This is a genomic window from Halobaculum gomorrense, from assembly GCF_900129775.1.
Classification (GTDB): Archaea; Halobacteriota; Halobacteria; order Halobacteriales; family Haloferacaceae; genus Halobaculum; species Halobaculum gomorrense.
The window spans coordinates 121384-133790 of record NZ_FQWV01000007.1 but is presented as its reverse complement, the minus strand read 5'-3'; the positions used below and the strand labels follow the sequence as shown (position 1 = coordinate 133790).

The window sequence follows — 12407 nt, the reverse complement described above, 5'->3', positions numbered from 1 at the left end:
TGCGACCGTCGACTGGCCCGCTGGTCCGGCTACCGAACGGACGCCACCGCGTCGGGTACGGCCGCCGGCCCCGTGACGTGGACCGCCTCCCAGCCGCAGTCGCGGGCACCCGCGACATCGGCGTCCTCGCTGTCGCCGATCATCACCCGACGGTCCCCCGAGAGCGCCGACTCCGCGCGCTCGAACGGCGCGGGGTCGGGCTTGTGCGCGCCCGCCTCGTAACTCACGACGGTCGCGTCGATCAGATCGGCGAGTCCGGCGTGTTCGAGTTTCTCGCGTTGCCAGTCGCCGACGCCGTTGGTACAGACGCCGACCCGGTAACCGGCTGTGTCTGAGAGCTCCGCGAGCGTCTCTCGAACGGCGTCGGGCGCGGGCATCGCGTCGTACTCGGCTGCTCTGAGAGCCGTCACGAACGTGTCCGGGGTGGTGTCGGCATCGATGGACGCGAGCGCTGTGGCGGCCGCCCGGCGGTACGGCTCGGGGTCAAGCGCGTCCAGTCGCTCGAAGAAGGCATCGTTGTACTCGGCGGTGAACGCGTCGACTGCGTCGACACCGGCCGTCTCACAGGCGCGTGAGATGACGGAGTCGTACTCGGGAAACGGGAGGAGCGTCCCATCGAGGTCGAACCAGATGGCAGTGGGCATACGCGTCGGTGCGGCTGGGGCTCCCGAGAAGGCACCGGGTGCGGGAGCCATGTTCACACGGAGCGAAAGAGTGACCGCGCGCTCGATGGGTCGAAAGAGAGCGCCGCTGGCGAGCGTGAAAACAGCGAAGAGTCGGCCGGTGGAGCGTCGTCAGTCGCTCTGAATACGAGGAGCTAACATATACGTTACCTGCCCCATCCCCTCGCCGAACTCGTAGTGGAGCTTCACCGGGAACTCCTCGCCGAGTTCGACCCGGACTTCGGCGTCCTTGGGGATCGCCTTGTTCATGTCCTTGAGGTAGTCGAGGCTGAACAGCGACTCGGCCGGGCCGGCCTGCAGGTCGATGAGGTCCTCCCGGTCGAGCCGGAGGTCCACGTCGTCGGTGTCGCCCTCGGCCTCGATGAAGAACGCCTCCTCGGCCTCGTCGACGCGGAGGCGGATGTGGTCCGACACCATGTCGGCGGCCGTGATCCCGCGGCCGATCTGGGCGCCCTCGACGACGATCTCCGCGGGGAGGTCGAGGTCCGGGATGTCGGGCTCCTGGCGGATGGAGTCGGGGTCGATGAGCGCGAGCGTGTAGCTCAGGCCGTCGATTTGGATGTGGAGCTTGCGGGTCTCCTCGTCGAGTTCGAGTTGGACGAGGTCGCCGGAGTTGGCCATCCCGGCGATGTCCTCCAGGCGGTTGAGGTTGACCCCGATGACCCCTCCGTCGGCCTCGTAGGACTCGAACGCGGCGGCCTCCAGCGTGAGGTCGACCATGCCGACGTTGGCCGGGTCGACAGCGCGGATCGCGAGTTCGTCCTCGTTGAGGCGGATCTTGCACTCGTCGACCAGCACGCTCACCGAATCGAGCGCGTCCCGGAGGGTGGAGGCGCTCACGATGGCCTTGAACATATATCGCGGGCTACGGGTGTGCCCATAAAAATACCCGCGGTTCGGGTCGCCGACGCGCTCGACCGCGCCGGTCGGCGTCTCACTCGAACGTCGAGAGCGTCGTCCGTCGCTGGCGCTCGGGCCGAACGTTCGTGATCAGCACCTCGGCGACCTCCCCGCGGTTGTCCGCGTCGCTGTTGATCGCCCGCGTCGCCTCGACGACGTGGACGGTGAACTGGTCGACCCCCTCGTACAACTCCGCGACCGGCGGCGAGTTCGAGAGGACGACCGAGACGCCCATCTCGTCGAGGTCGACGGCCAGATCGCGGAGGCGTCGCTGGTCGTCCCGGTCGAACCCCTCAGCGTGGTAGTCGGTGAAGTCCGCGGTCGTCGAGACGGGCTCGTACGGCGGGTCGAAGTAGACGAGGTCGCCCTCGGTCGCCACTCCGCGGACGTACTCGAAGTCCTCGTTGTGGATCGTCGTGTCCTGCAACGCGTCGTGGAGCGCGCGGACCCGGTCGGCCTGCACCCAGTCGGGGTTGGCGTAGCGGCCGACGGGGACGTTGAACTCGCCGCTGCTGTTCTCGCGGTACAGGCCGTTGAAACAGGTCCGGTTGAGGTAGACGAACAGCGACGCCTCACGGAGTCGTTCGTCCGCGGTCTTCTCGTCGAGTTCGTGCAGTTCGTTGAACTCGTCGCGGGCGTCGTAGTAGTACTCCTCGGAGTGCTCGTGGGTGCGGTTCTCCGCGATCAGGGCTTCGGGGTCGCGGTCGCGGATCACCTCATACAGCGTCACCAGGCGATCGTTGAGGTCGTTGATCGAGCCGTTCTCGGGTTCGAGGTGGAAGTAGACGGCGCCGCCCCCGACGAACGGTTCGTGATAGCGCTCGAACTCGGCGGGGAACCGGCCCGTGATCTCCGAAAGGAGTTGGCGCTTCCCGCCGGCCCACTTGAGGATCGGCGCTGCCATCGTGTTGATCTGTGGTCGCGCGTGCCCCCGGATAAACGCTCTCACCGACGCGCGGGACGGGACCGAGTCGTCCGCGGGAAAGAAGATGTTAATACCGTCACACTCACAGGGGGAGCGTGTGCCGCGAGATGAAACGTGAGCCGGCGTGGGTGGCGGCCATCCGGCTCGCGCTGTTGCGTGGACGCGTCGACGTTGAGTCGGTGATCGAGGAGGCGAACCTCATTCCCGGGCGCGAGCGAACCGTCCGCGACGTGCTCTCGACGATGGCCGAACGCGACCTGCTGGTGGAGCGCGACGGCGCGGACCACGTGTACGTGCCCGGCCCCACGCTGCTGGAGTCCGACCGCTTCGACCTCGACTTCTCGCGCGCCTCCGACGGCGGCGCCCACCGCTGGGAGACGAGCGCCCACGGCCGCGCCGGCGCGGAGTAGCCTCGACCGGCGGCGCACGGTGCAGTCATAGCGTAAACTACGTCTTTCCTAGGGACATACCGTCGCGCAATGGGAACGCTGACCGACACGAAGGTCTCCGAGAAGAACCTCACCACCATCCCGAAGCCGGTCCGGAACTTCCTCGACGTCGGCGCCGGCGACCGCGTCGAGTGGCACGTCCGCGACGGCCAGATTGTCGTCGAGAAACTCGTCCGCGACGACGGGGAGTGACGCCCGCGACGGCGCGGACGACCGCACCGCCGTCGGCGACCGTGGCGCGGACGTGACCGCGGGGAACCGTCGCTACAGGTCGCCGGGTTCGTCGACATCGCGGCGGACGCCGGGGTCGTCGACGGCGACGAGCGCGGCGTCGTTGCTCCCGAGCAGGACCGCCCGGCCGCCCACGTCGCCCTCCACGTCGTCGAGGGCCGCGAAGAACCGCCGGTCGAACAGCACCGGGTTGCCGCGTCGTCCCTCGTACGCCGGCGCGAGGGCGTCCCCGACGCCGGCGGCGTACGCGTCCACGAGCGCCCGCACGGGCGCGGGGTCGACGAACGGCATGTCGCCGAGCGCCACGACCGCCGCGTCGACCGGCGGGTCGCGGTCGGCGACCGCCCGGACGCCGGCCGCGACGGAGGTCGACTGCCCCGCAGCGAACGCCTCGTTCGTTACGGTCTCAACCCCGAGTCCGTCCACGGCGTCCGCGACCCGGTCCGCCTCGTGGCCCACGACGACGACGACCGGGTCGAGACCCGCCTCGACCGGCGTCCGCGCCGCCGCCCGGACCAGCGGGTCACCGTCCGGGTCCGGTTCGAGGAGCTTGTTCCGGTCGCCGTACCGAGAACTGGTCCCCGCCGCGAGCACGACGCCAGCGACGCGCGGGGCGTCCTCGGGGGTGGCGCCGTCGCGGGCGGTGGACTCCCCCGGCGGGACCGACCGGATCGGCGGGGGCTCGCCGCTCATCGCTCGACCGCCGCGTACGGGACGACCCGGACATCGTCGCCCGCCGCGAGCGCCGCGTCCGTGAGCACGAAGCCGTCCGCGCGGGTCGCCCGCGTGCTCGACGAGAGCACGCTCGGGTCGAACGTCTCGTCGTACACCGCCAGATCCGAGTCGGCGTGGCCCAGCGGCATCGCCGTCCCGTCGTCGAGGACGACCGGAACGGCGTAGTCGAAGCCGGGGACCCCGATCCCCACGTCGACCGCGAGCGTCGCCGGCACGGTCGGCAGGGCGGTCTCGCCGGTGAACAGCGGCCGGGCCACGAGCGTCGTCACCGCGTGGGCGCCGACCGGCTTACCCGGCACCGCGACCGCGACGGCGTCGTGATCGGGGAGGTCGGCGACGGCGATGGGCTTGCCCGGACGGAGGGCGACGCGGTGGAACAGCACGTCGCCGAGGGCGTCGAGCGCGCGGACGACGTGGTCCTTGTCGCCGACGCTGGTGCCGCCGGTGGTGACGACCACGTCGTGGTCGTCGGCGAGGGCGGCGATCCGCGACTCCACGCGGTCGTACTCGTCGGGGACGGTCCCCTCGTACGTCGGCTCGTGGCCCCACGCCGAGACGAGGTTCGCCAGCATCGGGGAGTCGAGGTCGGCGTGGCGGCCCTCGTGGATCTCGGTCCCCGTCGCCAGCAGGCCGACGGACAGGCGCTCGCGGACGGGCACCTCGTCGACGCCCAGATCGCCCAGCAGGATCGCGTCTCGCGGGGCGAGGCGCTCGCCGGCGGCGAACAGGCGCTCGCCCTCGGCGACGTTGCTGCCGCGCTCGTACACGTATGTGCCGGGATCGATCGCCGTGCCGGTGAGGTGGCTCGCCTCGACGGTCGCCTCCTCGCGCTTGAGCACCGCGTTCGCCGACGCCGGCAGCGGGGCGCCGGTGGCGATGCGGACCGCCTGTCCGGGATCGATATCCCCCGGGTCGTCCTCCGGGAAGACGTCCGCGTCGACCACCTCCAGCGGGTAGTCGTCGGTCGCGTCGAACGCGAACCCGTCCATCGTCGCGTGGCTCCGGTTTGGGACCGCCGTCGGCGCGTCGACCGCGCCGGCGAGCGTCCGGCCGGCGATCCCGTCGAGGGCGACCGATTCGGTCCCGACGCGGTCGAGGACGCGCTCGCGCAGCGCCGCCACCGTGTCGGCGCCCTCGCGCCGGTCGATCGGGGCGGCGTGACCGTGGTCGCCGCCGTCGGCCCGGCGGGCGGATCCGCCGCCGTCGTCGCGGTCGCGACCGTCGTGACGGTCGTCGACGGAGGTCGATTCGTCGTCGTGGTCCGAGCGGGTTGTGTCGGTCATCGTGTCGAGTTCGGGACCGTGAGGACGTGATACCTGCCCCGACGGCAACCTTCATCGTCAATACTTTTATTTAGGTGCTACCACATCTCACATCCCGAGGTAATAGTATGCACATAGTGAGGTACTATAAAAGATGACATCGGTTGCGCGGGGAACACGGTCGGTCGCGATCGGAGGGAGCCGATGAACTTCGAGGGGGAGTTCGAACTCGACGAGGTACCGCCGGAGAAGGCGTGGGTGGTCCTCTCAGACCCCATCGCCGTCCGGAACTCCCTGAAGGGGTGTCAGTACATCACCCCGATGGACGACGAGTTCGGGTGGGACACCTACGAGCTCGAGGAGGACGTCGAGACGCTCCCGGAGGCCGACGCCGAGGTCGTCGCCGCCCGAGCGTTCAGGGAGAGACAGGAGTACGCGGCGCTGATGCAGGTCGGCGTCGGCAGCGTGAAGCCGAAGTTCGAGACGACGGTGACCATCGACGAGCGCGACGAGGAGGAGTTCGTCATGACCGCCACCGGCTCCGGGTCGGCCAGCGGGAGCAGCTTCAGCATGGAGTCGGGGATGCACATCCACCCGCAGGAGGACGGCGACGGCTCCCGCATCGAGTGGTGGACCGAGGCCGACATCTCGGGCCGGATCGCACAGCTGGGCGGCCGCGTCATTAACCCGGTCGCCAACAAGATCGTGAACAACTTCTTCAGCGACATCGAGGCGCAGATGACCGACATCGAGGACACCGACTCGGGCGTCACCGACCGCATCCGGGGGATGTTCGGATGAAGGCCGCGCCGTTCGAACACCACGAGCCGACCAGCGTCGACGAGGCAGTCAGCCTGCTGGAGAGCCTTGACGGGCCGACCGTCCTCTCGGGCGGGCAGAGCCTCGTCCCGATGCTGCGCTTTCGGCTGGCGAACCCGGACGTCGTCGTCGACATCAACGGCATCGAGGAACTGGGCTACCTCCGCGAGGAGGACGGCTTCCTGAAACTGGGGGCGCTCGCGCGCCACGCCGACGTGGAGGGCTCCGAGTTGATCGCCGAGAAGTACGGCAGCTTCGCCGACGCGGCGCCGCTGGTCGCGGACCCGCAGATCCGCAACCGCGGCACGGTCGTCGGCTCCGTCGCGCAGGCGGACCCGAAGGGGGACTGGGGGAGCCTCCTCATCGCCCACGACGGCGAGGTCGTCGCGCGCGGCCCCGACGGCGAGCGCGTCATCCCCGCCGACGAGTTCTTTTTGCTGCCGTACGACACGGCGCTGGACGAGGACGAACTGATCACGGAGGTGCGCGTCCCCACGCCCAGCGACCGCGAGGGGAGCGCCTACCACAAGCTGAAGCGCAAGACCGGCGACTACGCCATGGCGGGCGTCGGCGTCCGGCTCCGGTTCGACGACGACGGCGTCATCGAGGCGGCCGGCATCGGGATGACGGCCGTCGACATCACCAACGCCCGCGCGAGCGACGCCGAGGACCACCTGGAGGGCGAGCGCCCGACCCCCGACCTGTTCGAGGCGGCGGGCGAGTCGGCCGCCGAGGAGTCCCACCCCGAGTCGGACGAACACGGCGACGCCGCGTACAAAGAGCGGATGGTGAAGGTACTGACCCAGCGCGCCCTCGGCGACGCCGCCGAGCGCGCCGGCGTCGTGAAACAGCGGAGGGTTTCCCGATGAGCGAGACACGCGAGATCACACTGACGGTCAACGGAACCGACCACACCATCGACGTCGAGCCGCGCAAGCTGCTGGTCCACGCGATCCGCGAGGACCTCGACATGACCGGCACGCACATCGGCTGCGACACCGGCAACTGCGGCGCGTGTACGGTGCTCGTCGACGGCGAGCCGCTGAAGTCGTGTCTCATGTTCACCGCGCAGGCCGACGGGAGCGAGGTGATGACCGTCGAGGGGATGGAGGACCTCCCCGAGTCCGACGGCGACCTCCACCCGCTGCAGGAGGGGTTCCACGAGGAACACGGCCTCCAGTGCGGCTACTGCACGCCCGGGATGATCATGTCGGGCAAGGCGCTGCTGGACGAGAACCCCGACCCCAGCGAGGAGGAGATCCGCGAGGCCATCAGCGGCAACCTCTGTCGGTGCACCGGCTACCAAAACATCGTGAAGTCGATCGAGTACGCCGCGGAGAAACTCGCCGCCCAGCCGGCGGCCGACGGCGGGCGGATCATCGCCGAGGAGTTGGCCGACGCCCAGACCGACGGCGGGGCGGACGCCGGCGGCGGCGGCGAGTTCACCGGCTACGACATCGACGACGGCGAGTTCACCTGCGGTGCGGAGAACTGCTGCGGCGGCCCGACGACCGACGCCGATCACACCGGCGGTGGTGACACATGAGCAGCGAGACGGACGACATTCCAGAGGCGGAGACGGAGTATCAACACGACGAGGACGGCGGCCCCGACCCCGAGAAGCACTGCGGCCACGGCCGCGGCGGCATGGGCGAGGGGGTCAAGCGCAAGGAGGACAAGCGCTTCATCACCGGCCGCGGGAACTACGTCGACGACATCAAGAAGCCGGGGATGCTCCACTGCGAGATCGTTCGCAGCCCCCACGCGCACGCCCGGATCAACGAGATCGACACCTCGCGGGCGATGGAGGTCGACGGCGTCGTCGCCGTGTTGACCGCCGAGGACCTGGCGGCGCACGAACTGGCGACGATGCCGACCCTGATGGACGACACGCAGGACGTGCTCGTCAACGACAAGGTCAAGTTCCAGTCCCAGGAGGTCGCGGCGGTCATCGCCGAGGACCGCTACGTCGCGAAGGACGGCGCCGAGAAGGTCGCCGTCGACTACGAGGTGCTCGACCCGGTCGTCACCGCGGAGGACGCCCTGGAGGCGGACGCGCCGCTCATCCGCGACGAGTTGGACGACCAAGAGGACAACCACATCTTCGACTGGGACGTCGGCGACAAGGAGGCCACCGACAAGGTGTTCGAGGCGGCGGACGTGACCGTCTCCGAGCAGATGGAGTACCAGCGGCTCCACCCCGCGCCCATCGAGACGTGCGGGTGCGTGACCGACTGGGACCCCGGCAAGGACAAGATCACCGTCCACCTGACCTCGCAGGCGCCCCACGCCCACCGGACGCTGTTCTCGCAGGTCTCGGGCATCCCCGAGCACAAGGTGCGCATCGTCAGCCCCGACATCGGCGGCGGCTTCGGCAACAAGGTGCCCATCTACCCGGGCTACGTCGTCGCGGCGGCCGCGTCGGTCGTGCTCGAGCGGCCCGTGAAGTGGATGGAGGAGCGCTCGGAGAATATCCAGACGACCGGCTTCGCCCGCGACTACGACATGACGGGCGAACTGGCCGCCACCGAGGACGGGATCATCAAGGGCGTCCGGACGGACGTGCTGGCGAACCACGGCGCGTACAACGCCGTCGCCCAGCCCTCGAAGTTCCCGGCGGGCTTCTTCAACATCTTCACCGGCTCCTACGACGTAGAGGCAGCGTACGGGTCGCTGACGGCGGCATTCACCAACACCGCCCCCGGCGGCGTCGCCTACCGCTGTTCGTTCCGCGTGACCGAGGCGGTGTACCTCATCGAGCGGATGGTGAAGGTGCTCGCCCAGGAACTCGACATGGACCCGGCGGAGATCCGCCGCCGGAACTTCATCCAGCCCGAACAGTTCCCCTACGAGAGCGCGACCGGGTGGAACTACGACTCCGGCGACTACGAGAAGGCGCTCGACAAGGCGCTGGAGATGGCCGACTACGACCACTACCGCGAGGAGCAGCGGCGCCGCATCGAGAACGACGCGGACAAACTCATCGGCATCGGCATCTCCTCGTTCACGGAGGTCGTCGGCGCCGGGCCGGGCAAGTCCTGTGACATCGCCGGCATCGAGATGTTCGACTCCGCGGACATCCGCGTCAACCCCACCGGCAACGCCGTCCTCCGGGTCGGCGTCCAGACGCAGGGGCAGGGGCACGAGACGACCTTCGCCCAGATCGTCGCCGAGGAACTCGGGATGGACGTGGAGAACATCACCGTCGAGCACGGCGACACCGACACCGACCCGTACGGGCTGGGCACGTACGGCTCGCGCTCGACGCCGGTCGCGGGGGCCGCGACGGCCGTCGCCGCCCGGAAGGTGCGCGACAAGGCCAAGTCGATCGCCGCCAACGAACTGGAGGCGGCCGAGGAGGACATCGAGTGGGACCGCGGGTCCGGCGAATTCCACGTCGCCGGCGCGCCCGACCGCTCGCTGACGATCACCGAGATCGCCGCCAGCGCGTACATGAACCACCCCGGCAGCGAGGAGCCCGGGCTGGAGGCGGTCAACTACTACGACCCGCCGGAGATGACGTACCCGTTCGGCTCGTACATCGTGGTCGTCGAGGTCGACCGCGAGACCGGCGAGGTCGACTTCGAGCGGTTCGTCGCCGTCGACGACTGCGGCAACCGCATCAACCCGATGGTCATCGAGGGACAGATCCACGGCGGCCTCGCGCAGGGCATCGGGACGGCGATGATGGAGCACGTCACCTACGACGAGAACGGCAACTGCACGGGCGGCGACTTCATGAACTACCTGCTGCCGACGGCTAACGAGATCCCCAACTTCGAGACGGGGTACACCGTCACGCCGTCGCCGCACCACCCGATCGGCGCGAAGGGGGTCGGCGAGTCGCCGACCGTCGGGTCGCCGCCGGCGATCGTGAACGCCGTCGTCGACGCGATGGCCCACGCCGGCACCACCCACGTGGAGATGCCGATGACGCCCGACCGCGTGTGGGAGAACCTCGCCGAGGCCGGCCTCGAGCGCGACCCGGCCGAGACCGTCGTCTTCGACCCCGTCGGCGGCGACGAGGGCGAACCGGCCGACGACTGATCCGACCGCGACACCCGCGACGGCCGCGACCGCCCGCTCGGGCGGGATCGCGACCGTTCGCCGGCTTCGTCCGCCCGGGACCGACCCGAACCGATACCCGTCCTCGTAGGCGTACGCGCGCGCGAGGACACCCGACTCGATCCGATGCGATCCGTCCCAGGAACGAACCCATGACACGCGACACCGACGAGGAACCGACCGTGACCGCCCGCCCCGCCGACGCCGACGGCGACGTGACCGCCGTGGAGCGCGACCTGGCCGCCGCCGGCGAGCCGTACGCCCGCGTGACGGTCGTCCGGCGCGAGCCGCCGGTGTCGGCCAACGTCGGCGACCGCGGCGTCGTCACCCGCGAGGGCGACCTCCACGGGTGGATCGGCGGCGCCGCCTGCGCCCAGACCATCGCCACGACGCAGGCCCGCGAGGCCATCGACGACGGGCGGCCGCGGCTGATCGGCATCGCGCCCGAGCCGGACACGGTCGACCGGCCGGGACTGGAGGCGTTCCCGATGACGTGCCACAGCGAGGGCGTGCTGGAACTGTTCATCGAGCCGGTGAACCCCCGACCCGAACTGGTGATCGTCGGCGGGTCGCCGGTGGCGCACGCCCTCGCGCGGTTGGCGGGCGAACTCGCCGTCGACGTGGTCGTCGTCGACCCCACGGGGGAAGCGGCGGCCCTCCCCGACGGCGTCGAACTCCTGACCGAGACCGACCCGGCGACCGTCGCGAGCGCGCTCGGCCACGACCCGCTGGTCGTCGTCGCGACGATGGGGTCGTTCGACGCCAGCGGCGTCGCCGCGGGCGTGCTCGCGGACGCGACGTACGTCGGCCTGATCGCCAGCGCCACGCGCGCCGAGGAGGTGGTCGACACCGCCGCGGCACTGGCCGAGCGCGACCCCGACGCCGTCGCCGCGGCGGTGACGAACCCCGCCGGCGTCGACGTCGAGGCGTACACGCCCGCCGAGATCGCCGTCAGCGTCCTCGCGGAGGTCGTCGACCAGCGCCGCGGCCGGGGCGACGCGCCCCGCGTCGCGGGCGGCGAGCGCGCGGACGAGGCGGCCGACCCGTCCGCGTCCGGCGACTCGACCGACGACGCCGGGGGGACCGCGGTCGACGCGGCCGCCCCCGAGGACGCCGCCGCGGAGGGCCCCGACGAGGCCCCCGAGGAGGCGATCGACCCGGTCTGCGGGATGACCGTCAACCCGACCGAGACGGCCCACAGCGTCGAGCACGACGGCGAGACGTACCACTTCTGCTGCGGCGGCTGTGCGGAGTCGTTCGCGGCGGAACCGTCGTCGTACCTCGACGCGGAGGGCGCGGCCACGAGATGACCCGGGACGCGGACGACCCGTTCGCCCGGGTCACCGATGCCGACCTCGCCGAGCGGTTCGAGGCGGCCGACTACGTCGCCGACGACCGCACGGTCACGACGGTCCACCTCGCCCTGCGGCTCGAGCGTCCGCTGCTGATCGAGGGGCCGCCCGGCAGCGGCAAGACCGAACTCGCGAAGGTGTTGGCGACGGCGTTCGACGCCGACCTCATCCGCCTGCAGTGTTACGAGGGGCTCACCGCCGAGAACGCCCTCTACGAGTGGAACTACACGAAGCAGTTGCTCGCGGTGCAGGCCGACGAGGGCAGCGTCGGGGCAAGCACACCGCCCGGCGACACGCCATCCCCGGCCGAGAACGGGGCGGCGGGCGAGTCCGCGACGGACCGGGAGGGGTCGGTGTTCGCGGAGGAGTACCTGCTGGAGCGGCCGCTGCTGCGGGCGCTGCGGACCGACGGCGAGACGCCGCCGGTGTTGCTCATCGACGAGATCGACCGCGCCGACGAGGAGTTCGAGGCGTTCCTGCTCGAACTGCTGTCGGACTTCCAGGTGTCGATCCCCGAACTGGGCACCGTCTCGGCCGACCGGACGCCGGTCGTTGTCCTCACCTCGAACCGGACGCGCGGGCTGAGCGACGCGCTCAAGCGGCGCTGTCTGTACCTCAACGTCCGGCCGCCGTCGTTCCGGACGGAGTACGAGATCGTCCGCCGGAAGGTGCCGGAGTTGGACGCCGCCGTCGCCGCGGAGGTGTGCGCCGTCGTCGCCCGCCTCCGCGAGGAGGCGTTCCTGAAGCGCCCTGGCGTCGCCGAGACGCTCGACTGGGCGCGGGCGGTCGCGCACCTCCGCCACGACGAGGACGACGGGGAGGAACACGACCCGCTGACCCCCGAGGAGATCGAACGCACCATCGGCTGCCTGCTCAAGGAGGTCGAGGACGTCGACCACGTCGACACCGACCTGCTGGAGGCGCTGCGGGCGGCCGCGGCCGACGCGGACCCCGACCAGGTCGCCGCCGAGCGACCGGCGGAGTGA

At 70.5% G+C, this 12407-nt stretch carries 13 protein-coding genes; 8 read left to right on the top strand and 5 right to left on the bottom strand.

Going from position 1 to position 12407, the window contains the following annotated elements:
* Positions 1-29 precede the first annotated feature (29 nt).
* The 3 genes from BUE16_RS12770 to BUE16_RS12760 all read right to left on the bottom strand — a co-directional run bounded on the left by BUE16_RS12770 (position 30) and on the right by BUE16_RS12760 (position 2487).
* A complete protein-coding gene (locus BUE16_RS12770) occupies positions 30-644 on the bottom strand; it encodes an HAD family hydrolase (RefSeq protein WP_073310300.1) in 615 nt (204 codons plus the stop codon).
* A gap of 150 nt (positions 645-794) precedes the next feature.
* Positions 795-1538, bottom strand: coding sequence for a DNA polymerase sliding clamp (locus BUE16_RS12765; protein WP_073310298.1), 744 nt, complete (start codon positions 1536-1538; stop codon positions 795-797).
* 79 nt (positions 1539-1617) lie between these two features.
* The gene (locus BUE16_RS12760; protein WP_073310296.1) at positions 1618-2487 is read right to left on the bottom strand and encodes a DNA adenine methylase; all 870 of its coding nucleotides are present in this window, start codon (positions 2485-2487) and stop codon (positions 1618-1620) included.
* Between the two features lie 128 nt (positions 2488-2615).
* Between BUE16_RS12760 and BUE16_RS12755 the strand changes: the two genes are divergently transcribed.
* Both BUE16_RS12755 and BUE16_RS12750 read left to right on the top strand, forming a co-directional pair.
* A complete protein-coding gene (locus BUE16_RS12755) occupies positions 2616-2918 on the top strand; it encodes a hypothetical protein (RefSeq protein WP_200778434.1) in 303 nt (100 codons plus the stop codon).
* A 69-nt stretch (positions 2919-2987) separates the two neighbouring features.
* The gene (locus BUE16_RS12750) at positions 2988-3149 is read left to right on the top strand and encodes an AbrB/MazE/SpoVT family DNA-binding domain-containing protein (protein WP_073310291.1); all 162 of its coding nucleotides are present in this window, start codon (positions 2988-2990) and stop codon (positions 3147-3149) included.
* A gap of 72 nt (positions 3150-3221) precedes the next feature.
* On the opposite strand, the gene BUE16_RS12745 is transcribed toward BUE16_RS12750, so the two are convergent.
* Both BUE16_RS12745 and BUE16_RS12740 read right to left on the bottom strand, forming a co-directional pair.
* Entirely contained in the window at positions 3222-3881 is a 660-nt protein-coding gene (locus tag BUE16_RS12745; protein ID WP_073310289.1) for a nucleotidyltransferase family protein, read from the bottom strand.
* Positions 3878-5206 (bottom strand): molybdopterin molybdotransferase MoeA, encoded by a 1329-nt coding sequence (locus BUE16_RS12740; RefSeq protein WP_079991643.1) that lies wholly within the window; start codon positions 5204-5206, stop codon positions 3878-3880. The genes BUE16_RS12745 and BUE16_RS12740 overlap by 4 nt, the downstream gene beginning before the upstream one ends.
* A 183-nt stretch (positions 5207-5389) precedes the next feature.
* Between BUE16_RS12740 and BUE16_RS12735 the strand changes: the two genes are divergently transcribed.
* From BUE16_RS12735 to BUE16_RS12710, 6 genes are all read left to right on the top strand, one after another.
* Entirely contained in the window at positions 5390-5986 is a 597-nt protein-coding gene (locus BUE16_RS12735) for a CoxG family protein (RefSeq protein WP_073310287.1), read from the top strand.
* Positions 5983-6873 carry an FAD binding domain-containing protein gene (locus BUE16_RS12730; protein ID WP_073310284.1) on the top strand — a complete coding sequence of 297 codons (891 nt, stop codon included), beginning with the start codon at positions 5983-5985 and terminating at the stop codon, positions 6871-6873. Before BUE16_RS12735 ends, BUE16_RS12730 begins: the two co-directional genes overlap by 4 nt.
* Positions 6870-7550 carry a (2Fe-2S)-binding protein gene (locus BUE16_RS12725; protein WP_073310282.1) on the top strand — a complete coding sequence of 227 codons (681 nt, stop codon included), beginning with the start codon at positions 6870-6872 and terminating at the stop codon, positions 7548-7550. The genes BUE16_RS12730 and BUE16_RS12725 overlap by 4 nt, the downstream gene beginning before the upstream one ends.
* A complete protein-coding gene (locus BUE16_RS12720) occupies positions 7547-10051 on the top strand; it encodes an aerobic carbon-monoxide dehydrogenase large subunit (protein ID WP_073310280.1) in 2505 nt (834 codons plus the stop codon). Before BUE16_RS12725 ends, BUE16_RS12720 begins: the two co-directional genes overlap by 4 nt.
* A 170-nt stretch (positions 10052-10221) precedes the next feature.
* Positions 10222-11379, top strand: a complete 1158-nt coding sequence (locus tag BUE16_RS12715; protein WP_073310278.1) for an XdhC family protein — start codon at positions 10222-10224, stop codon at positions 11377-11379.
* Positions 11376-12407: an AAA family ATPase gene (locus BUE16_RS12710; protein WP_073310276.1), complete on the top strand. Its 1032-nt coding sequence runs from the start codon at positions 11376-11378 to the stop codon at positions 12405-12407. Before BUE16_RS12715 ends, BUE16_RS12710 begins: the two co-directional genes overlap by 4 nt.

Excerpts from the sequence above, each read along its gene's own strand:
- BUE16_RS12730 (WP_073310284.1), top strand. The coding sequence starts at position 5,983 with ATGAAGGCCGCGCCGTTCGAACACCACGAGCCGACCAGCGTCGACGAG.
- BUE16_RS12750 (WP_073310291.1), top strand. The coding sequence starts at position 2,988 with ATGGGAACGCTGACCGACACGAAGGTCTCCGAGAAGAACCTCACCACC.
- BUE16_RS12770 (WP_073310300.1), bottom strand. The coding sequence starts at position 644 with ATGCCCACTGCCATCTGGTTCGACCTCGATGGGACGCTCCTCCCGTTT.
- BUE16_RS12745 (WP_073310289.1), bottom strand. The coding sequence starts at position 3,881 with ATGAGCGGCGAGCCCCCGCCGATCCGGTCGGTCCCGCCGGGGGAGTCC.
- BUE16_RS12755 (WP_200778434.1), top strand. The coding sequence starts at position 2,616 with ATGAAACGTGAGCCGGCGTGGGTGGCGGCCATCCGGCTCGCGCTGTTG.
- BUE16_RS12765 (WP_073310298.1), bottom strand. The coding sequence starts at position 1,538 with ATGTTCAAGGCCATCGTGAGCGCCTCCACCCTCCGGGACGCGCTCGAT.
- BUE16_RS12720 (WP_073310280.1), top strand. The coding sequence starts at position 7,547 with ATGAGCAGCGAGACGGACGACATTCCAGAGGCGGAGACGGAGTATCAA.
- BUE16_RS12715 (WP_073310278.1), top strand. The coding sequence starts at position 10,222 with ATGACACGCGACACCGACGAGGAACCGACCGTGACCGCCCGCCCCGCC.
- BUE16_RS12760 (WP_073310296.1), bottom strand. The coding sequence starts at position 2,487 with ATGGCAGCGCCGATCCTCAAGTGGGCCGGCGGGAAGCGCCAACTCCTT.
- BUE16_RS12725 (WP_073310282.1), top strand. The coding sequence starts at position 6,870 with ATGAGCGAGACACGCGAGATCACACTGACGGTCAACGGAACCGACCAC.
- BUE16_RS12740 (WP_079991643.1), bottom strand. The coding sequence starts at position 5,206 with ATGACCGACACAACCCGCTCGGACCACGACGACGAATCGACCTCCGTC.
- BUE16_RS12710 (WP_073310276.1), top strand. The coding sequence starts at position 11,376 with ATGACCCGGGACGCGGACGACCCGTTCGCCCGGGTCACCGATGCCGAC.
- BUE16_RS12735 (WP_073310287.1), top strand. The coding sequence starts at position 5,390 with ATGAACTTCGAGGGGGAGTTCGAACTCGACGAGGTACCGCCGGAGAAG.